Origin of the sequence: Sorangium sp. So ce145 (assembly GCF_051525985.1) — a bacterium.
Taxonomy (GTDB): domain Bacteria; phylum Myxococcota_A; class Polyangia; order Polyangiales; family Polyangiaceae; genus Sorangium; species Sorangium cellulosum_B.
Genome location: NZ_CP150315.1, coordinates 3,657,236 through 3,681,025 on the forward strand (window position 1 = coordinate 3,657,236; position 23,790 = coordinate 3,681,025).

The window sequence follows — 23,790 nt, forward strand, 5'->3', positions numbered from 1 at the left end:
GCCTGTGACCGCGCCGGGGCGGAAGCCAAGCGGGCCCGCGAGGCGGCGGACGGCGCGGGACGCGGCGCAGAGGTCCGCGGTCGAGGCGCGCAAGGCCGAGGTTAACGCGATCGAGGAGAAACGGCAGGCGGATGAGGCGGCGCTAAGGAGCAAGCGCAAGCAAGAGGAGCTCGTCATGCGGGGCATGGGGGAGACGGGGGAGCATCTATCGTGGCGCTCGGCGGACGGTAGAGCGACCCGGAGTCGCGAGGGGCCTCGTCTGGTTGTGAATGCAACTTCACGTAGGGTGGCCCATCGGCTTTGGAAGCTCCTGGCGCAAGCCGGACACCGCAGCGCTTTTCGGGCCACCACGCACCGCGATCTTCTCAAAAATCGCCGCTGTGGTAACCTCGACGACGCGCCGCGGTCGCCGCTGCCGCACCAGGTTCAGACCATGATGGACACACGGCCGAGCGTCTTTATCAGCTCCGATCCTCGAGATAGCCAGTGGCGAGATCTCGTTCTCGTGCATCTGAATGTCCATGCTTTACAAGGTCTACTAGACCCGTGGGACGAGGACCGGATAGGCTTCGGTCAGGATCGGGATGCCGCGCTTACTGCCGCGATGGATATCGCATCCGTCGCAATCTTGATCGTGACCGCAAACTTTCTCGGGTCCGAGTTTCTTCAGACGAAAATTGTGCCTCATCTTCTGAAGCGGCGCGCACAATCCGGCCTCGCCATTGTGCCGCTGCTGGCCGCTCCCTGCGACTGGCAGAGCCCCGAGTGGCTCCGCGGGCTCGAGGTCCGCCCACAACGTGATCGCTATCTCTCCCAGGGGTCACAGCATCAGATCGCCATCGATTTGACGGACATGGCCCGAGAGATAAGGGTCTTCATCAGCGGGACCCGCGAGGGGAAAGCCCTCCCGGCGCTCCCGCGCAGGCTTGTGCCAAGGTTTCCTGACGAAGAGACTCGGACTCTCAGTAACAAGCTGGAGCTGGCGCGCAGCCGTAAGGCAGAGCTTGTTGCCGTGGGGGCCAGCACGGCTGAAGTGGACCGCGAGATCCTGGATTTGCGTCGACAGCTCCGTCGAGGAGGCCAGCTGAAGGCGGGAGACTCGTTGGAAGATGGTCGTTACCTCTTGTTGAACCGCCTAGGTAAAGGAGGGTTCGCCGTGGTATGGGAGGCGCTAGATCGGAGCACCCTTGAGCGCGTGGCCATCAAGGTGCTGCATCCCGAGCTGGCGGGAGATGCGATCCGCCGTGAGCGACTCTTTCGAGGAGCGCGAGAGATGGCGCAGCTCCGGCACCCGGGGGTGGTGCGAGTCCTGAAGCCGTATGGCGAAGACGATGGGTATTACTACTTTGTGATGGAGCTCGTCGCCGGCGGCGATTTGCGTCAAGCGGTGCTCGGCGGACGTGTCCGCTCTGACAACGTTATTGAGATCATCTGCAGGATTGGCGATGCGCTCGCGGAGGCGCACGCTCATGGAATCGTGCACCGCGACATCAAACCTGCCAACGTTCTTGTCGATACGTCAGGGCAAGTCAAGCTCACGGACTTCGATCTGGTCGCCGGTGCGCACACCACCGGGGGCACGCGGACCGGTGCACTCGGAACATTCCTCTATGCGGCGCCGGAGCTCCTCCACCGGCCCCAGGATGCGGACGCACGGTCCGACGTCTACGGCCTGGGCATGACCGCAATCTTTTGCCTGCATGGCAGCGAGCTCCCGCATTGGGTTGTGCGTGATCCTAACAAGATCATTCGCAGGCTTCGGACCAGCGCCGCAGTAAAATCGGTGCTCCTGCGGGCGACCGACTGGACCAAGGAGCAGCGGTTCGCTAATGCTCGGGAGCTGTGCCTCGCGCTGATGAACTGCATGGTATCTGGCAAGCAGAATCCCCAGGAGCGCCGGCATGAAGCGACCCCGCCGGACGCTGCTCTTGCGACGGCTGACAAGGTTCTCGCTGCTCTTCCGCAGCCATCTTCCGGAGTCCTGAAGGGGCTCCGCCTCATGCGCTTTGATCTAGAATTTCCTGCGTTATTCCTGATTGGCTCCTCAATCGTGGTACTCGCCGTTGTTCTTGTTGAAACCCAGCTGTCTCGTCTGGAAGAACCGACGTCGGCATCGCCGACACCATCCCTGGCGCATCACGTGGAGGAACCGACGTCGGCATCGCCGATACCATTGGCCGTCGTCAAAGGCTCGTCGATCTCTAATTTTGAAATCATTATTGAATCGATCCCCGAGGGGGCGACGGTGCTGGAGAACGGGGATGTGCTGGGAAGCACGCCGCTAAAGATGTCGCTCGAGAATGGAATGGTCCGCGGCAATCCCCTTCGACTAACGGTTCAAAAGGAAGGGTTCGAGCCTTACAGCATCATACAGGGGCCGTCGGAACATCCCGTGCATATCGTCGTGCCGCTTACGGCGGTCGCGGGGAGGCCAAGGCCATCCAGCAGTTCACCGAGTGTGACGACGTCGGGAGGTGGTTCTCGTCCGCCAGCGTCGACCACATCGGCACCAGTGAAGTCGGCACCCCCGCCACCATCACCGCCATCGTCCAATTAGCCAGATGCGGTTTTTTTGCCGATCCGGGGCAGCTTCCCGCAGTAGTGTCAGACGGGCCGCTCGCCCTCCCCGCCGCTCGGGTGGCTACCGGGCTGCCGCGACATTTGCCCGGGCTGAACGCCCAGGGGCTCTCGGCTCGGGAGCCAGGCCTCGAGCGTCCTGTTGGTGGTGAAGTGGAGGACAGGGCCGCCGTCGGTGGTCCCGTGCTCTGCGCGTGATCGGTTTCGGTGAGGGTAGCGTGCACCCTCGTACGGCTCGCCGCGTCCGATCTTGACGCGCTAGAAGTGGCCTTGTTCCATGGAATGCGTTATGGCGCACCCCTCATTCACCCTTCTGCACCTGACCGATCTGCACTTCGGCGCGGCTCCCGCCAAGGGACACTATTGGAACAGCGAGGCGACCGAGCTGGATCTCGCACCGCAGAACCGCCGCGGTCTCGCCGGCAGCCTGGTGCGCGACCTGCGCGAGCAGGCGCTGCGACCGGCTCTTGTCATCGTCACCGGAGATCTGCTCGATCGGGGCGCGGCCGACGGCGTTCCGATGGCGGTCGCGTTTCTCGGCGAGCTCTGCGCGGCGCTTGCGCTACCTCGGCGTTGCGTCGTGCTGGTGCCGGGAAACCACGACGTCTCCCGCGATCCGGATCCCGCGCGCCGGTACGCGCTCTTCGACATGCTCTGGGCACAGTTCTACGGCGCAGAGCGCGCCGGCTTCGGCCCGAGCACCGCCCCGTGGGAGCGCGTCTCACGCTTCGATTTTGTGGCCGACCTAGGCGTGGAGGTCATCGGGTTCAATTCGTGCGAAGCCCTCGACCCGGCGGGGAGCCAGGAGCACGGGAGCGTCGGCATCGCGCAGCTCGATCGGGCAGAGGCGCTGCTCGAGGCGACCAAGGGCCGGGATCTCTTTCGGATCGCCGCCGTGCACCATCACCTGATGCGTCCAGCCGGCGTCCACCGCGACGATTTCAGCGTGATGGACGACGCGGAGCTGACCGTGCGCTGGCTCGCGCGGCAGCGCTTCCAGCTCGTGCTGCACGGGCATCAGCACCTCGACTGGCAGGATGTGCGCGAGATCGAGGGCTGGTGGCTGTCGACCGCTGGGGGCGCGAGCGCCGGGGTCGCGAGCTACGGGCGGCGCGCCTGGATGCTCCAGCTCGGTTACCAGGCCGTCGTGGTGGACAGCCCAGGCGTCGCGCGTCGCGTCCGGCGCGAGTACGACCCGCAGGCGCGCGAGTGGATCGCGGCCGGCAAGGGAGCCGCCGTGCAGGAGCTGCACTTTGGCGCCCGGCTGGCTGCACCGCCGCTCAGCGCACCCCGCGCGGCGCCGGATCCGCGGAGAGAGCTCGCGCCCGTTGACGTCTTCATCATGTTTGCGCCCAAGGACCGCGAGCTGCGCGACGAGCTCGATACCCACCTCTCCGCGCTCTGCCACGCAGGCGCGATCCGCCTTCACTACCGCGACTCCACCGACCTCGGCGCCGTCGAACAGGACGCGATCGACGCGGCGGTCGAGTCCGCCGAGATCTTCCTGGTGCTCATTAGCGCCGACTTCCTCAAATCGCCGTACTTTGGCGGCCCCGAGCTCAAGCGAGCCCTCGCGCGCTCCCGGGAGAGCGCGGGCCGCGGGCCCCTGGTGATCCCCATCTACCTGCGCCGTTGTGACTGGAAGCAGACTGCGCTCGGAGCGCTCCGAGGCCTTCCCCGTGACGACCTGCCCATCTCGCCCCGCGATCACGACGAGCACTTTGCTGCTGTCGCCGACGCGCTCCGCGCCGCCGTTGAGAGGCTGCGCAGAGCGTGAAGCCACCGGCTTCGCCGCGCCAGCTGTTCGTATTCTGCGCCTTTGCGGGCGCAGATGCGCGCCTGCTCGAAGGCCTAGAACACCGATTATATCGATCGAGCGTAAGATGAGCCGCCAAAGCGCCAAGGACAGAACACCGTCGTAGCGTCCTTGGCGTTCCTGGCGGTTTCAATTTGCGCTTTTCTGGCGGTTTCAACGCCGAATCGTCAGGCTCACTTCAGGTGACGCGATCTGTCTTCCTCCTTGCAGTCTTCGCGTCAATCAATCGAGATACAGATACGAAAGCCAATGGTGGTGTGCCGCGCGACCTCGTGGCTCCAGTTGCGGTACGCCGACTGGAGCCTGCTCTCGATGCTGCGCCAGCACCCGCCGCGCAGCGGGCGCACCCGCGTCGCGCCGCCCACGCACGGATCGCGGCCGAGGCGCGCTCGTTCGAGGTGCGCGTCCGCGCGGAACGCGTCCAGGCACCAGCTCCAGACATTGCCGGCCATATCGTGACAACCAAAAGGGCTGGCGCCGGCCGGGTGCGCGCCTGTCGGGCTCGGCCCGCCGCGATTCCAGTCCTCGGCGAAGCAGGCGCGCCGTTCGTCCGGAGGATCGTCTCCCCACGGATAGCGCCGCCCATCGAATCCGCGCGCGGCGAGCTCCCATTGCGCCTCCGTGGGCAAGGTCCCCCCGGCCCAGGCGCAATACCGCAGGGCTTCTATGTAACTCACGTTCACCACGGGCCGATCGGGCGCGTCGAGCTCGGGCCGGCCCGCGGAGGGCGGCGCCGTGGCGCCCGTGGCCTCGATGAAGGCGCTGTATTCGGCGCGGGTGACCGGGTGAGCGCCGATCCAGAAGGGCGACAGCTCGACGCGGTGCGGTGGGTTGGGTGCCTCGGACTCGAAGATCGGCTCTTGGCCCATCGTGAAGGTGCCGCCAGGGATCCACACGAGGCCGGGAGGCGTCGGGCGCGCGCCTGGTTTCATGGCGTCCGCGAGCCCGCCGCCGAGCGTTGTGCCTCGAATGGCTCGATGGAAGGCCACATCGACGCGCGCCGGCAGCCGATACAGTCCTCCGCGACCGGAATCCCGGCGTCGAGTAGCCTGCGCGCCGCCGAGAGCTCGAGCAGCCCGGATTGGAACCACACCAAAGGCGGACGCAACACGAGCGCATCCTCGACGTGGAGCGCGAATTCCTCGGGCTTGCAGAAGACGTTCAGCACGTCGATGGGCGCGGGAAGCTCGATCAGGCGGCGGCGGACGGGCACGCCGAGGATCCGGGTCGCCTCGGGATAGCGGGTCGGGACGGGGAGGATGTGGTAACCGACCTTCTGGAGGTAAAGCGGGATCTGGTGCGCATCGAGGTCCCGGCGGCTCTCCGGCTTGATCCCCAGCACCGCGATCGAGCGCGCGTTCCTGAGCGTCCGTTCCATGTCCACGGTGCCGAGGAGAGGGAGGTCGAGCATCTCGTGCGCCGCAGAAAAGCTAGCATGCGCGACGTCGTCCTGCGCCTGCGTGATCCTTGCGATGAAGATTCTCTCCATCGCCGTCGCGATCTCCGCGTTGAATGCCGCCGGGGCGCCACCGGCGGCTCGAGCAGCCGAGATGCGGTCGCTCGATGAAGAACTCGGTGATATCGAGGAGTCGATCCGAGGAGAGCACGAAGCCGAGGTCGCGAGGGGCAGCAGCGCCGCGCAGGAGACCCCGGAGCCACGCCGCGGAGGCGACGACCAGGCGCTGGCGTCGAGCCATGGTAGCGCAGGACACCAAGCGGGGCGCACAGGGGGGCCCGGGGCTTCGCAGGAGGGCGCCGGGGCTGCGTAGGAGGGCGCCGGGGCTGCGTAGGAGCTGCCGAAACGTGTGGTAGGGCACCAAGTGGGGGGCGCAGGAGGGGGCCCGGGACCGCGCAGGAGCCGTTCGAACGTACGGCAGGCCACAAAAATGGGTGCACAGGCGGCTGCCAGGGCTGCGCAGGAAGAGCGCCGAGGCCGCGCAGCAGGACCGCGGGGACCGCGCAGGAGGGGGCTGGAACCGCGCGGGAGGCTGCCAGGGCTGCGCAGGAAGAGCGCCGAGGCCGCGCAGCAGGACCGCCGGGACCGCGCAGGAGGGGGCTGGAACCGCGCAGGAAGAGCGCCGGGCCGCGCAGCAGGACCGCGGGGACCGCGCAGTGTACGAGCGGAGCCCTGGTAACACTTCTGACCGGGAGCCCCCTCGGCCGCGGCGCTACTTCCCCGGCGCGAACGGCCCCATCGACGCCCGCCGCGTCCAGGTCGCGCCCTCTCGCACCATGCGCCTCACGTGGATCTGATAGCCGACCTCGCCGCCCACGCCGTCGCGCGCTATCTCGATCTCGTTGTAGCCGTTGTGCTCCTGCACCTCCCGGCTGGAGAGCGACGGCGCCGCGGCGATACGGATGGTCCAGTCCTCGTGCCGCTCCGGCCATTGCTCCTTGCCGAACCAGCCCGTGTGGCTGTGGCCGTGGAGCACCAGGCAGAACTCCTTGTGGGCCAGCGCGTCCTTCACCTCACCGGCGTTGATCAGGCCGCCGAAGCGGGCGAGCTCGGTGGACGGCAGCGGCGACACCGGGTGATGCAGGACCGCGATCCGGATCGGCGCGTGCCACCGCGTCCTGCGCAAGCGCTGGAGATCCGCGTTGTGGACCAGGCCGGGATCGATCCGCGCCACGTGGTCGCGCAGCGCCGCGGCGCGCTCGGCGTCCGGCTCGTCCATGGCGCCTTGCCGCAGGCGGCCGATGAGCGAGAGGAGCTCGTCCCGGACCGGATCCTTCTCCTCCTGACCGCCGAACTCCGCCGATCCGAGCAGCGCGAACTCCACCCCGAGATCCGCATACCGCGCCACCGCGAGCGGCCGCGTCGCCGGGGGCTCCTCGAGCGGCGGCCGCGCGCAGCGCGGGTGATCACCGAACGCCCGCGCAAAAGGCTCGTGGCGCGCCTGCGTCCCGGCCTGCGCGGGCCCCGCCGCCTGCCGCCAGTCGACGTCGTGATTGCCGCCCACGAGCAACACGTTGGGCTCGTCGGGCGGCAGGCGAGGGTGATCCGCGAGGTGCCTGGACACCTGCTCTAGCCAGGACCGGGCCTCGGCATACTGGGCGTCGTCGGCCCACTCGGCGACGTCGCCGGAGACGACGAGGAGGTGGGGCGCGCGGCCGGACGCGGCGAGCTCGGCGACGTGCTCGACATAATGATCGCAGACGCGCGGGGGGCCCAGCGCACCACCCATGGCGCTGCCGTGCTGGCCTCTCTCCTTCACGTCGACGCGCTGGGCGGACTTCGGGCCGAAGTGGATGTCGGAGATATGGTGGATCCGCAGCGGGCACAGGTTCGCTTCGAGGATCGGGTCGGCGAGCACGGGGCGCCCGCCGCGGCGCTCCACGAGGCCGCAGCGCTCGAGCAGATCGACGTTCTCGTCGCGGGGCGACCCGCCGCGCGCGATCTCGCGGAGCACGCACCGCTGCGCCTCGGTCAGGCCGTCCTCGAACACGGCGCGGTGATAGGCGAACTCCATGCGCTCGCTGCTCACGCGCGCCGTCTGCAGGAGCGTCCACGGGGCTTTCGCCAGATCGGGCGATTGCTCGGCGAGCTCGAAGACGAGCTCGAGCAGGAAGGGATTCCGGCGCCAGGCCTCGGGCAGCGCGGGGAGCAGCGCCCTCGACGCCTCGGTGCGGGCGAGCTTGAGCGCCTCGGCGGGCGTCAGGGGATCGAGGAAACGCATGTCCCGCGAGGAGAGGAACCCGGCGTCTCTGGCGGCCGCGCGCTCGAGCGCTATCCACTCGGCGGGGCTCATCGCCAGCAGGATCTTCGTGTTGCTTCTGTAGAGATCGCCGCACCAGCGCAGGAAGGCGCTCGCATCGCGCGGCGTGCCGCCTTTGCCGGCGAGCTGCGGCTCATCCAGGAGGAGCGTCGTCCCCGGCGGCACGCCCGGGAGCTCGGGGCCGACGTTGCGCAGGTCGAGGTAGCGCACGGTCCTCTCCTCAGCGAGGCAGAGGCGTCGCTCGATCGCCTTGAGGGTCCATGTCTTTCCGGCCCGGCGCGCGCCCACGAGCGGCCAGAGGACGCCGTTCGTGGGCAGGGAAAGCAGCAGATCCATGAGGTGGCCGTGATCGCGGACGTCGCGCTCTCGCGAATAGGGGTTCCTCACGTCAAACGCGCGCATCAAGGCTCTCTCCTTGGTTCGCTGGCCACCCGTCGAATCCAGTCGAAGAACGGCGGATCCGCGAGCCACGTCCCGAGCGCGTCGCAGAGGCCCGCGTCGCAGAGGACGGTGACGTCCTCGGAAGGCAGCCTGCGCACCTCGGGCAGCGCCGTGTCGGGGGCGCCGCGGAGGGCGCCGAGGACGGCGCGCGCGCGCTCCGGCAGCTCGGCCCAGCGGGCGCGGAAGAAGGCGGCGTCGCGGTCGAGGAGCAGGCGTAGCTCGTAGAGCTCGCGCACGCCGGCGCGCTCGACCAGGGCGCGGCGCTGGCCGGCGCGGACGGCCTGGACGAGGGCATAGCCCATGACCTGGAGGTAGAAGGGCCATGGGCCGCAGAGCTCGACGATCCAGCGCGCGGTGCGCTCCGCCTCCATCGGGACGTCGGGAGGCGCGGTGTCGACGAGGAAGCGGATCGCGTCGGCCTCGGGGAGCGGACCGAGGTTGATCGGGGTGACGTCGTTGCCGAACGAGGAGCCCGGGGCGGCGGCGAAGGCGTGCTCGACGATGGTGACCCAGTCCCAGTGCGAGCCGACGAGCACCACGCTGGTCCTCTCCTGGCCGACGGCGCGGAGCCAGGCGAAGACCGTGGCGTCGGCCTGGTAAAGGTTGGCGACCTCGTCGAGGAGCAGGACGGCGTTGCCGGCGCTGGAGAGGCGGTCGCGGAGGGTGAACGCGGGGGTGGCGTCGGACTGGAGAGAGGGATCGAGGAAGCGGGCGAGATCGTCGGCGGTGCGGATGGGCTGGGCCCGGCCCTCAAGGGTCTTGTGGTGAACCGCATGGGTCGCGGAGAGGCGTGCGGCGAGGTGGTGAAGGATGGACGTCTTGCCCGAGCGGCGCGGCCCGCGGAGGATCGCGGGGCTGCGGCTCTCGATCAGGGCAAAGAGCTCCGCCAGCACCGGGGCGCGGCCGGGGAGGGAAGGGGCGTCGATGAGCGCCGGGCCGGGACGGAAGGGGTTCGCGAGGGCGCTCGAGAGCGGAGCGTCGGGCGCGGGGGGGCCGTCCGTGGCCGCGCGCGGGGGCACGGAGCTGACCGTCCGCGGCGGAGGCGCGCCTGGAGCAGCGGAGGTGAAGAGCTCCTCGCCGTCCCAGGGGACTCCGCCTGCGTAGCCGTGGCGCGCGAGCTCCTCTGCGACGTTGTCGCCGGTGAGATCGCCGGAGAGCGCGGCGAACACCTTGTCCGGGCGCCGCAGGATGTCCCGGAAGCCGGCCAGGGGCAGGTACAGCGTCGTCCGCGAGTCGGGGCGGCGGAGGGCGAGGCGGGCGCGCTCGGGCTCCGCGCCGTCGAGCAGGCAGAAGCCGCCGGGCGTGCGCGCGAGCGTGGTCCTGCCGGCGGAGACGAAGCTGGCGAGGAGCCTGCGCTGATCCGCGCTCCAGATCCGGACGGTGCCGTCGTGCCCCGCGCTCGCCAGGCGGTCGCCGCGCGGTTGCCAGGCCATGGCCATGACCCGCCGCGTGTGGCCCTCGATCCGGTCGATCTCCTCGCCCGTGGCTGCGTCCCAGATCCGGACGGTGCCGTCGTGCCCCGCGCTGGCCAGGCGCTCGCCGCGCGGCGACCAGGCGACCGCCGTGATCCCGAGCGTATGGCCCTCGAGCCGGGCGACCTCCTCGCCGGTGCCCGCGTCCCAGATCCGCACCGTCGTGTCGTCGCCAGCGCTGGCCAGGCGCTCGCCGTCCTGGCGCCACGCCAGGGCCTTCACGTCGCGCGTATGGCCCTGAAGCCGCGCGAGCTGCCTGCCGGTGTCCGGATCCCAGATCCGCACCGTCGTATCGTGCCCTGCGCTCGCCAGGCGGCCGCCGTCCGGATGCCACGCCAGCGCGAGGATCCAGTCGGAATGGCCCTCGAACCGAGCGAGCTCCTGGCCCGTGGTCGTCTCCCAGATGCGCACGGCGCCGTCGTGCCCGGCGCTGGCCAGGCGATTGCCGAGGGGGTGAAAGGCGAGGGCCAGGACGCCGTTCAAGTGGCCCTCGAGCCGCGCGAGCTCCTCCCCCTGGCCCGCGTCCCAGATCCGCACCGTCTGGTCGTCGCCGGCGCTGGCCAGGCGGTTGCCGTCCGGGTGCCAGGCGAGGGCCAGCACCCAGTTGGAGTGGCCCTCGAGCCGCGTCAGCTCCTTGCCGGTGCGGGTGTCCCAGATGCGCACCATCGAGTCGTTCCCTGCGCTGGCCAGGCGGTCGCCGCTCGGGTGCCAGGCGAGGGCCAGCACCCAGTTGGAGTGGCCCTCGAGCCGCGTCAGCTCCTTGCCGGTGCCGGTGTCCCAGATGCGCACGGTGTTGCCGTCGCCCGCGCTCGCCAGACGCCTGTTGTCCGGGTGCCACGCCATGGCCCTGACCCAGTTGGTATGGCCCTCGAGCCGCGGGAGCTCGCAGCCGGTGCTCGCATCCCAGATGCGCACGGTGTTGCCGTCGCCCGCGGTGGCCAGGCGCCTGCCGTCCGGGCGCCACGCGACGACCCTGACCCCGCTCGAGCGGCGCTCGAGCCGGGCGATCTCGCCCCCGGTGCCGATGTCCCAGATGCGCACGGTGTTGCCGTCGCCCGCGGTGGCCAGGCGCCTGCCGTCCGGGTGCCACGCCACGGCCGAGACCCCGCGCACATGGCTCTCGAGCCGCGCGATCTCCTTGCCGGTGCCGGTGTCCCAGATGCGCACGGTGTTGCCGTCGCCCGCGGTGGCCAGGCGCCTGCCGTCCGGGTGCCACGCCACGGCCCTGACCCCGCGCGCGTGGCCCTCGATCTGGGCGAGCTCCCTGCCCGTGCTCGCGTCCCAGAGGCGCACGGTCTGGTCATCGCTCCCGCTGGCCAGGAGCTCGCCGTCCGGGTGCCACGCCACGGCCCTCACCCAGTCGGCGTGGCCCTCGAGCCGGGCGCGCTCCTTGCCGGTGCCAGCGTGCCAGATCCGCACCGTCAGGTCGTATCCAGCGCTCGCCAGGCGCTGGCCGTCGGGGCGCCACGCCACGGCCAGGACCCAGTCGGAATGTCCCTCGAACCGGGCGAGCTCCGCGCCGGTGTCCGCGTGCCAGAGGCGCACCGTATGATCGTACCCCGCGGTCGCGAGGCGCTGCCCGTCGGGCGACCATGCGAGCGCGTTGATCGTGCCGGTGTGTCCGGACACCAGGTCGACGTGCGCCAGCGGCGGCGTCGCGGCGAGCCTGCGCGCGCGCTCCGGGTGAGCGCCCCTGCCCGCGATCAAGCAAGCGCTCAGGTCGGTCCCTTCGGCCTGCGCGCCGTTCCAGCGGCATCCGGTCCAGGTCGATTGCCGCAGGACGGCGCCGCTCAGCTTGGCCAGCTCGACGATGGCCCCCTTCGCCTCGGCCTGCGTGAAGTCCGCCCGGTGCGCGATCGCGCGCCGGAGGATCGTCCCGTGGAGCTTCGCGCCGGACAGCATGGCCCCGCTCAGCGCGGCGTCCGTCAGGTCGGCGCCGGACAGGTCGGCGCCGGACAGGTTCGCGTCCCGCAGGTTCGCGCCCGCGAGCGGCGCGCCGCGCAGGTCCTCGCCGGCGAGCTGCACGCCGTGGAGATCGGCCCCCTCCGAGATCCACCCGGCGGTCTCCTCGGCCCATCGCGCGAGGCCGAGCAGCAACCGGAGGGCGTTCTCGGCCGGCTCCCTCGTTGAAGGGGTCAACTGACGGTCCATCTTCAGGAACGACTGGACCGCGCGCACGGCCCCCGCGCGCCTCGGCTCGCCGAACGTCCTCAGGAGCTCGCCCACGAACGCCGCGACCTCCCGCGTGATCGGCTTGGTGCGGAGCGCCTCGATCGGCCGCTCGGCCAGCGTCGCCACCAGCGCGCGCGCCAGGAAGTATTCGAGGAACGCCTTGTGCGCGAAGCGGTAGCCGTCGCTTCCTTCCTGCACGAGGAATGTCCCGCCCTGGATGTCCAGGAACGCGGCGTCGGTCGGCATGCCTTCGGGCAGGAATCGAAAGAGCCGAGCGCGGACCGACTGCTTCAGCTCCTGCCAGGTGCACGCCGGCTGGCCGGACCGCCAGAGCTGCTCGGCGAGCGCCTCGGCGAACTCCTTCTTCTGCTCGTCGGTGAAGCTCTCCGGGTCGTCCTTCCGCGTGTTGTCGAGCCACCGCTTCAGGTACGCCTCGTAGAGATCGGCGCGCCCGACCTTCGCCCCGGAGGCGAACTCGTCCAGCGTGGTCAGCACCATCCCGAGCAGCAGCGGCCGGTGCACGAGGTCCCTGAGGTCGTAGATCGCGGCGATGCGCGAGAGCGCCGCCGCGGCGCCGTCCTCGCCACGGATCTGCCGCACGAGCTCGTGCACTTGCGCCTCGGTGAACGGCAGGATGGTGAAGCGACGTATCCCGACGGACGTGCCTGGCGTCTGGGAGGGCCCGAACTCGCCGGTGGTCGGGAGGTGCGCGTCGGCGGGGAAGTGGTCGTCACGCGAGGAGACGACCACCTTGCCGCCGCCGACCGCGACCTCCAGCAGGCTGGCGCGCCGCCCCGCGAACTCGGAGGCCTCCAGGCGCGTCGCCATCTCGTCGAAGCCGTCGAAGCAGGGGACGACGAGCCGGTGGCGGATGAGCAGGCGCAGGGCGGCGCGGTTCGCAGGGAGGTCCGGGGCGCCGGCCGCCTGGAGCAGGAGCTGCTCCGGGCTCGCGTGCGGCGAGGCGCCAGCGAGGTTGACGAGCAGGGGTCTCGGCCCTTCGGCGGACGCCCATCGCCGCTCGGCCCACGCGGCGAGCGCGGTGGACTTCCCCAGGCCGAACTCGCCGAGGACCAGCGCCATCTTCTCGCTCGACGAGAGCCACGCGTCGAGGGCGCCGAGCAGGGGCGTGGGCTCGCAGCGCCCGTCGACGAAGGCGTCCGGCTCCACGAACCGCCCCCCGACCTCGCGCAGCCGCTGCTCGCGGAGCGCCGCGATGACGCCGCGCGCGCCGTCAAAGCGCGGCGACAGGCGCGCGATCCGCCGCGCCAGGGCGTCCTGCGGGATCGCCTCGAGCGTGGCGTTGGCCAGCCCTGACCGGACGGCCGCGGAGCGGAGCTTCTCCCACGCTCGCCGGGGCCCTGTCCACCGCTCGAGGCCGTCGATCCACAGCAGGACCCACCCCTCGTCCCGGAGGGCCGCGACCATGAGCGTGCACCACGCCGGCCGGCCTTCAGGCCAGACGCCGACCGCCGCCACGTGCTCGCGCCCCTCGGCGAGGGCGAGCAGAAAGACGGTCTCCGCCGAGAGGATCTGGTGCTCGGAGAACCGCGGGGTAAGCGCGCCCTTGTCCGGCGCGGCGGTGGGGCCGAGCGCCGCGCGGGCATCGCCGGGGGCGCGCGGCGTGGCGTCGTCCATCGGGGCCCGGAAGTCGGATGGATGCCGTTGGAAGGAGAGCACCCAGCCCCGGTACTGCTGCGTTCCCAGCGCTGTCGGGTCGAGCCTTCGCGGTAGCTCGACCAGCAGATCCGGCGGCGACGAGTTCTCCCGCTCGTCGTCGCCGGCCTCCGGCGCGCCGCGCACCGCCTGCGCCACCGCGCCGAGCGCCGCCATCCCGTCGAGCGTCCACTCGCCGTTGCTCCGCTTCGCGTCCACCGCCTTGCGGAGCCGCGCCTCGACCTCCACGAACCCGGCCTCGCGCGCTTCCCGCTCGGTCATCCACCCGAACACGACGTCCGCGGCCGCCGCCGCCGTCGCCGCCCGCAAGGCCTCGAGCGGCAGCACCTCCGCGGGGACGATGATCTCCCGCGTGAACTGCCGTATCTCCTCGACGCGGGTCAGCTTGTCGAGCTCGCCATAGAGCCGGCGCAGCCGCCTCCCGCGCGCCGCGGCCCCGGACAGGGCGCCCGCGTTCAGCAGCACGTCGCGCGCGTCCTCGAGCCGCGCGACGAGCGCCTCGAGCGCCTCGTCGTCGTCGCGCCCAAGGAGCTCCCTGGCGCCGTCGAGCCACTGCGCATAGGCCTCTCCCGCCGGGTGGCCTCGGTACACGAGCGTCGCCTCGGCGACCGGCACGACCGGCCGCGGCGCCGTCGGGCGCGTGGCGCGAGCGAGGTGCGCGCTGGCCCGCTCGTACCGGAGATCGACGTCCGCGACGATCACGCCTTCGTCGCCCGGATCGAGGTACCCCGCCCGATCCGGGAAGCGCCGCAGCTCGTGGGCCTGGGCCTCGTCGACGTAGATCGAGGTGCCGCCGCCTTCGGCGCCGTCGCAATAGAGCGTGGGTCGCCCGTACCGGCGCGCCTCGTCCCACACCTTTCCTGCGAGCTCTGGCAGCGTGGTGTGCGGCGTCGCGCTGGGCACGGCGAGGAAGCGGCAGTCGCCGAGCTTCTCCGCGACGGGCGAGAGGTCGTGCGCGCCGTCCCGGAGGAGGAAATCGAGACAGGGCAGCACGCCCATGGGGCCCGGGATGCCGTCCGGCATCTCCACGGGCGCCCACGTGTCGCCTCGGCGCATCGCGCTCCGCTCCACCGCCGCCGCGGTCCGCTTCGCTTGCAGGCCGAGGAGCCGACTCCGGTAGAGCACCGGGCTCACCGACTGACCGAGCGCGGGGAGCCGCGCGGCGCCAAGGCGCTCGTACACGCCGGAGCGGCGCGCCGCCCGATCCACCGAGTGCGTCCCCGCCACGACGACCATTTCGCCCGCCGCGTCGGCGACGCCGCCGAGGATCTCCCAGGGGACGCTGTACTCGGGAAAGACAACGATCCTCGCCCCGTACTCCGCGCAAGCGGACAGCACCGCGCGGATCCGCGCGAGGAGCTGCGCATCGTAGGCCTCGCGGATGCGCCGCCGGAGCGCCTCGAGCTTGGGCTTGATCGCGTCGGGCACATCGGCGCGCGCGGGGAGCAGCGAGTCCGCTGCTCCCCTTGGATCGAAGAGCGGGTCCTCGAGCGGAGACCGTCGATCGATGATGATCGCTGGGTAATAGGCGAGTTGTACGACAGCAACCCGCGTATACATCGCTCCCCCCGCCGCCATCTGCATTCGTTTGCTCGCTCTCCGCGGACGTCCTCCGCGTGCGCGCCGTCCCGCTCGCGCCCGCTACCCGCCGAGGAGCGCGGCGGCCGCCTCGATCGGCACCTCGACGCGCAGCCAGGAGCTGCCTTTCGCTCGGACCCGGGCGAGCGCCGCGCCTGCTGGAGCCGCCTTCGCGTCCGTCGGAGTTTGCTGCCCCGCTGCACCCGACGCCTTCGCCGTCTTCCCCGCCATCCGGTGCTCCCTTGTCCGCGCGTCGATCGGCGAGGCTATCGCGCGAGCGCGGCGCGTGGAAGCGAAAGCGGCGCGCCTGCCCGCCGTGGCCAGGCGTCTGGCTGTCTGTGCCAGACGACGCCAGACGACGCCAGACGACGTGCCAGTCACGGGCGCCTGGTGACTGGGAGCCGGCCACGGCGGAACAGCGGCCGCCGGAGCCGCGGCGCCCCCAGCGCGAGCGCGGCCCCGCACGCGAGCGCGACCGCCGGCAGGTAAAACCGCGGCAGCGCCACCACCGCCTCCAGGTGGTGCCGGCCGGGCCCGACGCGCACCGCGAAGAAGCCCGGCGCGACGCGCCTCGTGGCCAGCTCGGCGCCGCCGTCGCGCACGCGCCAGCCGCTGTACGCCGTGGCGCGGAAGACCACGTCGACCGGCGCCTCGGCGTCGACGATCGCCTCGTACGCGCCCGGCTCGCGCGGCGCCTCGCGCACGCTGGCGCGGGCCGCGTCGCAGCCGTCGTCGGCCACGGCCACGCGCTCCAGCGGGCCGCGGGTCGCCTTGAGCGCCACGAGCTCACCAGGCGTGTCGAGCACGGTGCGCGGCTGCTTCAGGTGCTCGAAGAGCGCCGCGAGCAGATCGGCCTCCCGGCCGCGCCACACCTCGCGCACGCAGCCGAGCCCCACGTAGTCCGTGCCGCCCACCCGCCGGGACAGCTCGACCCCGCCGCGCCTGTCCACGAGCGCCCACGCCTCGGGCGGCCCCGGCCGCTGCGCGGTCAGGTGGATGAGCGTGCGGATGCCGAGCGCCTCCGCGCGCGCGGCGCTCCCCGGGCGCTCGGGCGCCACCTCGAGGAAGGCCGCCGCGTGAACGCCCACATGCGCGCCGGCGCCGGTCGAGAAGGCCATCGGGACCGCGCGGCGGAGATCGGCGGCGTGCATCATGGAGCAGGTCGCGAACTCGTCCTCGGCGGCGTAGCTCGCGCGGCCGTGCGGCGCCTCGGCGAGCCAGCGGGCGATGAGATCGGGGTCGAAGCCCTCGGCGGGCGGCGGGCAGCCGCGCGACGCGACGAGCGCGGCCTGCTTCTCCGCAAGGACATGGAGCTCGGCCGCGCGGGCGGGGATCTCGAGGGCCGCGACGAGCGCGAGCGCGGCCGGAAGGACCGCGGCGAGCGCGGCCGGCAGGACCGCGGCGAGCGCGGGGCGCGAGCGGCGCGCGCCCCGCGCTGCCAGCGCGGCGCCGATGCGCGCGAGCGCCGCCGCCGCGAGGTCGAGCGCGCTGACGATGGCCGCGGCCGCGACGAGCGGCAGGAGGACGAGGGCGCGCATCGGCTGGAACAGCGAGAGCAGCGCGCGGCCGAGCGGGCCTGCGCCGGCGATCCAGCCGCCGCTCATCGACAGGAGCAGCGCGACCGCCGACGCCGCGAGGACGGCCCGCGACGCGGGGGCCCGGAGGTGCGTCGCATGGAGAAAGCAGGCGGCGATCCACGCGGAGCCGATCACCGGGGTGTGCGCGAAGTCGAGCAGGTCGCCATCGAGCATCCACGGCAGCACGCGCTCGGGCCCGAAGCCGATGTGCCGCCAGCCGAGGCCGGCGGGCCAGCCGAAGGGCGCGGCCATCGACGCGATGCCGGGGCCGTAGAGCGCGGCCGCGACCAGGCCGCCGCCGGCGAGCGAGCGGAGCACGCGCGCGCACAGCCGCCGATCCCACGCGGCGATCGCGGCCGCGCCCAGGACGGCGGCGCTCACCGTGAAGACCTGCGGGTGCGTCGCCGCGCAGGCGGCGGCGAGCGCCGGCCCGAGCTCGAAGCGGGCGGGGCGGATCACCGCGGCGGCCCAGGCGATGACGACGGGGATGACCAGGATCTGCGAGAGCAGCCCGAGGAGGAAGAACGACGGCCACCCGCCGGCGAACTGCACGTACGGCGCGACCCACGCGAGCGCCACCGCGCCGGCGGCGGCCGACGCGGGCCGCGCGCCGACCGCGCGGGCCGCGGCGAGGACGACGAGCGGGGCCCCGACGAAGGCCGCGAAGCCGAGCCCCTTCACCGCGACCACCGGCGCGACGCCGAGGCGGATCAGCGCCGCCACGAGCAGCCAGCCGACCGGCGGGTAGTGCAGCGCGATCGGGAAGCCGCCGTTGTTCGTGGCGATCCACCCGTGCGGCAGGCCGCTCGTCGCGATGTCGTAGGCGATGGCGAGGTGCGAGATCGTGTCCTTCGGCAGCGCGGCGCCGGGCCCGGCGAGCGCGGGCGCGTCGCGCAGCGCGGGCAGGAGCGCCACCGCCACCGCCGCGGCGGCGGCGAGCCAGACGAGGCGCGGCGCGGGCCCGGGCGCGGCGGCTGCGGCCGGCGCGGGCGCGGGCCCGGGCGCGGCGGCTGCGGCCGGCGCGGGCGCGGTGGGGCTGGCGGCCGCGCCGGCGCGGAGCTCGGCCAGCCGGAGGACGAGGACGCCGAGCGCGAGCAGGAGGTAGAGCATCAGCGGAGCTCGCCTTCGCCCGGGTCAGCCCGGGGCGCGCTGCCAGGTGCCGAGGAGCGACCAGCCGGTGAGCGTGCGCCGCACCGACACGAGCCGCATCCGCTCCCCGACGTCGAGCGCCGCGAGGCTGCGCTCGTCGAACTTGCTCGGGTGGATGTGCTTGCGCGAGAAGCCGTCGCGGCGCGCGATCCACTCGAGCACCGTGGCCTCGAGGAGCGGCAGCGTCGACAGGCGGCCGTAGTTCGGGGTCGTGAGCAGCAGCGCGCCGCCCGGCGCGAGGCGCGCCGAGAGCCCGCGCGCCCAGCGCGACGGATCGAGGGTGTGCTCGACGACCTCCTTCGCGAGCACGACGTCGAACGGGCCGTCGAACCCGCCGCCCGTCGGGAGCTCGTAGGGCCCCGGGCAGACGGCGAAGCGCTCCGCGCGCGCCGGGTAGAGGCGCCGGCACGCCTCGATGGCGCGCGCGTCGAGATCGCAGCCGTAGAGCTCGGTCGCGGGCGGCGCGCCGGGGATCTCCCCTTCGAGGCCGCAGCCGACGAGGAGCACGCGCGGGCGCGGGCCGCGCGCGGCGATGGCGCGGGCGAGGGGGCGGGTGAGCGCGCCGTGGTAGAGCGACCACGGGAACCGCTCGCGGCGGCGGTGGTTCGAGAAGTAGTCGCCGGGCGGCGCCGCCGTTTCAGCCATCGGGCCCCGCCTGCGCCACGAGCAGGTACTCGGCGGCCGCGTCGCCGCCCGGGGCGAGGCGCCCGAGCGCGTTCACCAGGGCGCGCGCCACGTCGACGGTGAGCGGGCGGAGCGCTGGCATCGCGATCCAGCGACCGGTGAGCTTGCGCATCACGTAGCCGAGCAAGCTCGGGTACAGCATGAAGTCGAACGCCCACGAGGTCGGCCGGCCCGCGATGGGGCGCGTCTCCACGAGGTTGAAGCCCGCGCGCGCGAGGTGATCGCGCCAGCCCGCCTCGTCGTAGAGGTGGACGTGCGCGAAGACCCGATCGAGCGCGTCGCCGTACGCGCGCGAGAGGCCGACCAGGCCCACGGAGCGGAGCGCCTCGGGCAGGGCGAGCTGGTACGTCCAGTCGGGCGTGGGCACGATGAGCACGAACCGCGCCCCGGGCTTGAGCGCGCGCCGGATGTTCACGAGGGCGCCGTGGAGATCGGGCACGTGCTCGAGGCTGCAGTTGGCGATGGCGCTGCCGAAGAACCCCTCGGGCAGGTGGACGTTGACGATGCTGCCGCAGATGAGCGTGCGGTACGATGCGGTCCGCTGCGCGCGCTGCACCTCGGTCGGGTTGATGTCGATGCCCCACGCCTGCTTGTCCGGGTAGGCGAGGCGCGCGAACAGGCCGTCGCCGCAGCCGACGTCGAGCAGCGGCTCCGGCAGGTCGAGCTCGCGCACGGCGCGCAGCCGCACGCACTCGCGGATGGCGAGCGCCGCGGGCGCGAAGGCGTAGTAGGCGGAGAAGTCGTCCGCGTCGAGCGGCCACTCTCGGTCCATGGGAGCGCTCATCACCCGTGGAGGCGCAAGGAGCGCCGGTACGCGCGGACCGCTCCGGTCGGGGGCGGTCCGTCCGTCGGTTCGACGATGGCCTCGAGGGCTCCGGGATCGAGGTGCGGCAGGGACATGCGCCGCATCGTACCATCGGAGAGGCGCTCCTCGGGTACGGCCCAATTTCTCCGACACGGAGGACGCCGAGGGCCGTGTTACGCCGGGTTCCGGCTCGGCCGGTCGCAGGCGACCGGACGCGTGCTCGTGAAGCACCTTGTTTTGCGCCTGTACTGGGCTGCCGCGCAAGGACGCTCCCATCTCCTTCGAGTTCGAGCACGCGACTCCGGAAAGCGTCTTTCAGAGGCTTCCGCCGCCCGCGCGACCCACGGCGGCCTCGGGCCGTGGGTCGAAGCGCCTCGACGACGGTTGCGCCGGGTGTTACCGAACGTAACGCGAGCGCATCGAAGCGTTACCGAACGTAACGCCACGTGGCCGGACGGCGCGCCCCGGGCGTTCTTCCGGCGATGAACCGAGTAGTAGTTCGGGTCCTCGTGTGACACACTCGATGGCGCGTGTGAGGGGCATGGCATTGGCCCGCGCTCTCCCGCGCGCCTCCGGACATCGACGGTGGGCAGCGCAGCCATCCAGATGAGCTGTTCGATCGATCCGGGCTCGATCCGGGCGACGCTGCGCGCACGAGCGAACCGGCGCGCTATCGTCTGAAATCATAAAAATCGAAAGTTCGAATGCGCTGAAGGAGCTGCTGATCGGGGGCGGTGCGCCGAGGGGCAATTCGAACGATCACGTACACAGCAATCTTTCGAGCTTCGAGGACCATGCGAAGAATACTTTGCGCTCTTCTGTTTTTGGCTGTCACCGGCTGCGGCGATGACACGGACACCACGACATCCAGCAGCACGTCGAGCTCGACGTCCAGCTCGAGCAGCGCGGCGAGCTCCGGCGGGGGTGATGCCTCTGGCGGCGGTGGCGGTGGCGGCGGCGACACCGGCGGTGGCGGCGCTGGCGACACCGGGGGCGGCGGGGCCACGGGCGGCGGCGGCGACGGCGGCGGTGGCGGCGACGGCGGCGCCGGCGGGGCGGCGGAGGCGCACTGGGTCGGGACGTGGACGACCGGCCCGCAGCTGACCGAGCCCAACAACAACCCGCCCGAGCCGGGCCTGACCAACAACACGCTGCGCCAGGTGATCTACACCTCGATCGGCGGCAAGGGCGTGCGGCTGCTGCTCTCGAACGAGTTCGGCGACGGGCCCGTGACCATGGAGTCGGTCCACATCGCTGAGTCGACGACCGCCGACGGCATCAACGTGGCCACCGATCAGGCCCTGAAGTTCGCGGGCGCCGATTCGGTGACCATCGCGGTGGGCAAGACCGTCTTCTCCGATCCGATCGAGTACGCCATCAAGCCCAACACCAAGATGGCGGTGACCATCAAGTTCGGCGCCGTTCCGGCCGGGATCACCGGGCACCCGGGCTCGCGGACCAACTCGTATATCCAGACCGGCAACGGGGTCTCGGCGGCGAACCTGACCTCCCCTGTGTCCACCCCTCACTGGTACTACATCACGGGCCTCGACGTCGATGCGGCTCCCGAGGCGGCGGCGGTCGTCATCCTGGGTGACTCGATCACCGATGGCCGCGGCTCGGACACGGACGGGAACACCCGCTGGCCGGACTTCCTGTCTCGCCGGCTGCGGTCCAATCAGGGGACTCAGCAGGTCGCCGTGCTCAACCTGGGCATCGGCGGGGGCACCGTGCTCGCCGGCGGGCTCGGGCCGACGGCCAAGGCCCGCTTCCAGCGCGACGTCCTGGACCAGCGCGGCGCGAAATGGCTGATCACGTTCATCGGCGTGAACGACATCGGCAACGACAGCCAGCCGCCCGTCGCCGACAACCTGATCGCGGCGTTTGGCGAGTTCATCACCAAGGCGAAGGAGAAAGGGATGCTCGTTTACGGAGCGCCCATCACGCCGCTCGGCACCGGGTACTTCTCCGCGGCCCGCGAGGCGACCCGCCAGACGGTCAACACCTGGATCCGCATGAGCGGCAAGTTCGACAAGGTCATCGATTTCGAGCCGGCGGTCGTCGACCCCAGCGATCCCACCAAGCTGAAGGCTGACCTCGACTTCCAGGATGACGGGCTGCACTTCAACCCGACCGGCCTGGAGGCGCTGGCGAACGCCGTCGACCTCTTGCTGTTCGTCCCCCAGCCCAAGTAGAGCGGAGGCCGCTCGTGGGGGGCGCCCGATCGGGCGCGCGGAGCTCCGAGCTGCCGCGCGCCCGGCGAAGACCACCCGCTCCCCCGGCGGAGAAGCGCCTCGGCCCTCGCGGGGCGCTCTGACCGGTGACCTGGACAACTGAGCCGTCAGCGTTAACGCGTTGCGCTATGCGTCCTCGCGTATTCAGCCGCAACTGTCCTGAGTAGCCTTGTCCCATGCGCGGGCTCGAGGTGGCGCCGTGAGCCGGATCCTGCTGGTCGAGGACGAGGTCGTCATCCGGACGGAGCTCCGGCGGCTGCTCGTTCGTCATGGGCACGACGTCATCGAGGCGGGGTCGGTCGAGGATGCCTCGGCGGATCACGATCTGCGCGCGTTCGATCTGGTGCTGGCCGACGTGCGCTTGCCGGGCGCGCCGGGCACCGCGCTCGTCGGGCAGTGCGGCGGCGCGCCGGTCGTGCTCATGACGAGCTACGCCACGGTGAAGGCGGCCGTGGACGCCGTGAAGCGCGGCGCCGCGGATTACCTGTCGAAGCCGTTCGATCATGCCGAGCTCGTCGCCCTCCTCGACCATCATCTCCCCGGCGCGCGGCCTGCGCAGAGCGCGCTCCCCGACGTCGCGCCGGGCGCCTCGGTGCCCGCGCCTTCTGCGCCGCCCGTGCCGCCCACATCCGAGGACGACGAGCTCGAGGGCATGGTCGGCGGCTCTGCGGTCATGCGCGAGGTGTTCGCGCGGGTGCGCAAGGTCGCCCCGAGCGAGGCGACGCTGCTCGTCCTCGGCGAGAGCGGCACGGGCAAGGAGACGCTCGCCCGCGCCGTGCACCGGTTGAGCCCGCGCCGGCAGCTTGCGTTCGTCCCGGTCCACTGCGCGGCCATCCCCGAGGGGCAGATCGAGGGGGAGCTCTTCGGATACGAGCGCGGCGCCGTCCCCGGCGCGATCTCGGCGCGCGCGGGGCTCTGCGAGGCCGCGGAGGGCGGGACGCTGCTGCTCGACGAGGTCGCCGAGCTGCCGCCCAAGGTCCAGGCGCGGCTCCTCCGCTTCCTCCAGACGGGCGAGGTGCGGCGCGTGGGCGCGACCCGCGCCCGGCGCGTCGACGTGCGGCTCATCGCGGCGACGCGCCGAGATCTCGTGGCGATGGTGCGCGACGGATCGTTCATGAGCGACCTCTACTTCCGGCTGCGGGTCCTCGAGATCCGCCTCCCGCCGCTGCGCGAGCGGCCGGGCGATGCGGTGCGCCTCGCGGAGTCGCTGCTCCGGCGGCGCGCGTGGGCGATGGGCCGCGCGCCGCTCACGCTGACGCCGGAGGCGCGCGCCGCCATCGCGGCGGCCCCCTGGCCGGGCAACATCCGGGAGCTGGAGAACGCCGTTCACCGCGCGATGGTGCTCGCCGATGCGAGCGAGATCGGGCTGGAGCTGCTCGGCCTCGACGCGCCCCCTCAACCGCCTTCGCCCGCGCCCCTCGCGGACGCGCACGAGGGAGAGCCCCCGTCCGACTCTCTCGAGGGCTATTTCCGCCGCTTCGTCCTCGAGCACCAGCACGAGCTGACGGAGACCGAGATCGCCCGCCGCCTCGGCATCAGCCGCAAGGCGCTGTGGGAGCGGCGGCAGCGGCTCGGGATCCCCCGGCCGCGCTCCTGAGCCTCCGTCGACGGCGGCGCGCCCTCGTCAATTTTGGTTGACTGGTGGAATGTGAACGTTCACAATTGACTCAGGCGCGCTCGGGCAGGGCGGTGACCTGACAAAGCCTCCCTTGGGCTGGCATTTTTCGCGGGAAATTGAACAGGGAGGCGGGGAGACCGGGAGATCGGTGGAATTTTATTCCCCATCTCCCTGCCTCCTCGTGAGTTTTCCCGAAAGGTTCGGGCGAATGCTTCTGGGCGGCGACCGCGCGATCACGCCGGGTCGTCCCGACCGAGCTGCGTCGACTCGACGCGTT

Annotated in this window: 12 protein-coding genes; 4 read left to right on the forward strand and 8 right to left on the reverse strand. The window is 71.7% G+C overall.

All coding sequences use genetic code 11. The features are described from left to right. Positions 1-286 precede the first annotated feature (286 nt). Together WMF34_RS13990 and WMF34_RS13995 are read left to right on the forward strand one after the other, a co-directional pair. Complete coding sequence (locus tag WMF34_RS13990; RefSeq protein ID WP_437993585.1) at positions 287-2,557, forward strand: protein kinase domain-containing protein; 2,271 nt, start codon at positions 287-289, stop codon at positions 2,555-2,557. Positions 2,558-2,866: 309 nt separating this feature from the next. Further along, positions 2,867-4,354, forward strand: a complete 1,488-nt coding sequence (locus tag WMF34_RS13995) for a metallophosphoesterase (protein ID WP_437993586.1) — start codon at positions 2,867-2,869, stop codon at positions 4,352-4,354. A gap of 257 nt (positions 4,355-4,611) precedes the next feature. Here the strand turns inward: WMF34_RS13995 and WMF34_RS14000 are convergent, their stop codons facing one another. From WMF34_RS14000 to WMF34_RS14035, 8 genes are all read right to left on the reverse strand, one after another. Beyond that, the gene (locus WMF34_RS14000) at positions 4,612-5,325 is read right to left on the reverse strand and encodes a formylglycine-generating enzyme family protein (protein ID WP_437993587.1); all 714 of its coding nucleotides are present in this window, start codon (positions 5,323-5,325) and stop codon (positions 4,612-4,614) included. Further along, positions 5,322-5,882, reverse strand: a complete 561-nt coding sequence (locus tag WMF34_RS14005; protein ID WP_437993588.1) for a CoA-binding protein — start codon at positions 5,880-5,882, stop codon at positions 5,322-5,324. The genes WMF34_RS14000 and WMF34_RS14005 overlap by 4 nt, the downstream gene beginning before the upstream one ends. Before the next feature lie 679 nt (positions 5,883-6,561). Beyond that, entirely contained in the window at positions 6,562-8,511 is a 1,950-nt protein-coding gene (locus tag WMF34_RS14010) for a metallophosphoesterase (protein ID WP_437993589.1), read from the reverse strand. Further along, a complete protein-coding gene (locus tag WMF34_RS14015) occupies positions 8,511-15,446 on the reverse strand; it encodes a pentapeptide repeat-containing protein (protein WP_437993590.1) in 6,936 nt (2,311 codons plus the stop codon). Before WMF34_RS14015 ends, WMF34_RS14010 begins: the two co-directional genes overlap by 1 nt. A 63-nt stretch (positions 15,447-15,509) precedes the next feature. Further along, complete coding sequence (locus WMF34_RS14020) at positions 15,510-15,677, reverse strand: hypothetical protein (protein WP_157906666.1); 168 nt, start codon at positions 15,675-15,677, stop codon at positions 15,510-15,512. Between the two features lie 146 nt (positions 15,678-15,823). Then, on the reverse strand, positions 15,824-18,133 hold the full coding sequence (locus WMF34_RS14025; protein ID WP_437993591.1) for a hypothetical protein: 2,310 nt from the start codon (positions 18,131-18,133) through the stop codon (positions 15,824-15,826). 24 nt (positions 18,134-18,157) lie between these two features. Next, entirely contained in the window at positions 18,158-18,817 is a 660-nt protein-coding gene (locus WMF34_RS14030; protein WP_012235320.1) for a class I SAM-dependent methyltransferase, read from the reverse strand. Then, a complete protein-coding gene (locus WMF34_RS14035; protein WP_012235321.1) occupies positions 18,810-19,628 on the reverse strand; it encodes a class I SAM-dependent methyltransferase in 819 nt (272 codons plus the stop codon). Before WMF34_RS14035 ends, WMF34_RS14030 begins: the two co-directional genes overlap by 8 nt. 827 nt (positions 19,629-20,455) lie before the next feature. Here WMF34_RS14035 and WMF34_RS14040 point away from each other — a divergent pair. Together WMF34_RS14040 and WMF34_RS14045 are read left to right on the forward strand one after the other, a co-directional pair. Continuing rightward, entirely contained in the window at positions 20,456-21,856 is a 1,401-nt protein-coding gene (locus tag WMF34_RS14040) for an SGNH/GDSL hydrolase family protein (RefSeq protein WP_437993592.1), read from the forward strand. 238 nt (positions 21,857-22,094) lie between these two features. Continuing rightward, positions 22,095-23,492 carry a sigma-54-dependent transcriptional regulator gene (locus WMF34_RS14045; RefSeq protein WP_437993593.1) on the forward strand — a complete coding sequence of 466 codons (1,398 nt, stop codon included), beginning with the start codon at positions 22,095-22,097 and terminating at the stop codon, positions 23,490-23,492. Positions 23,493-23,790: the final 298 nt, after the last annotated feature.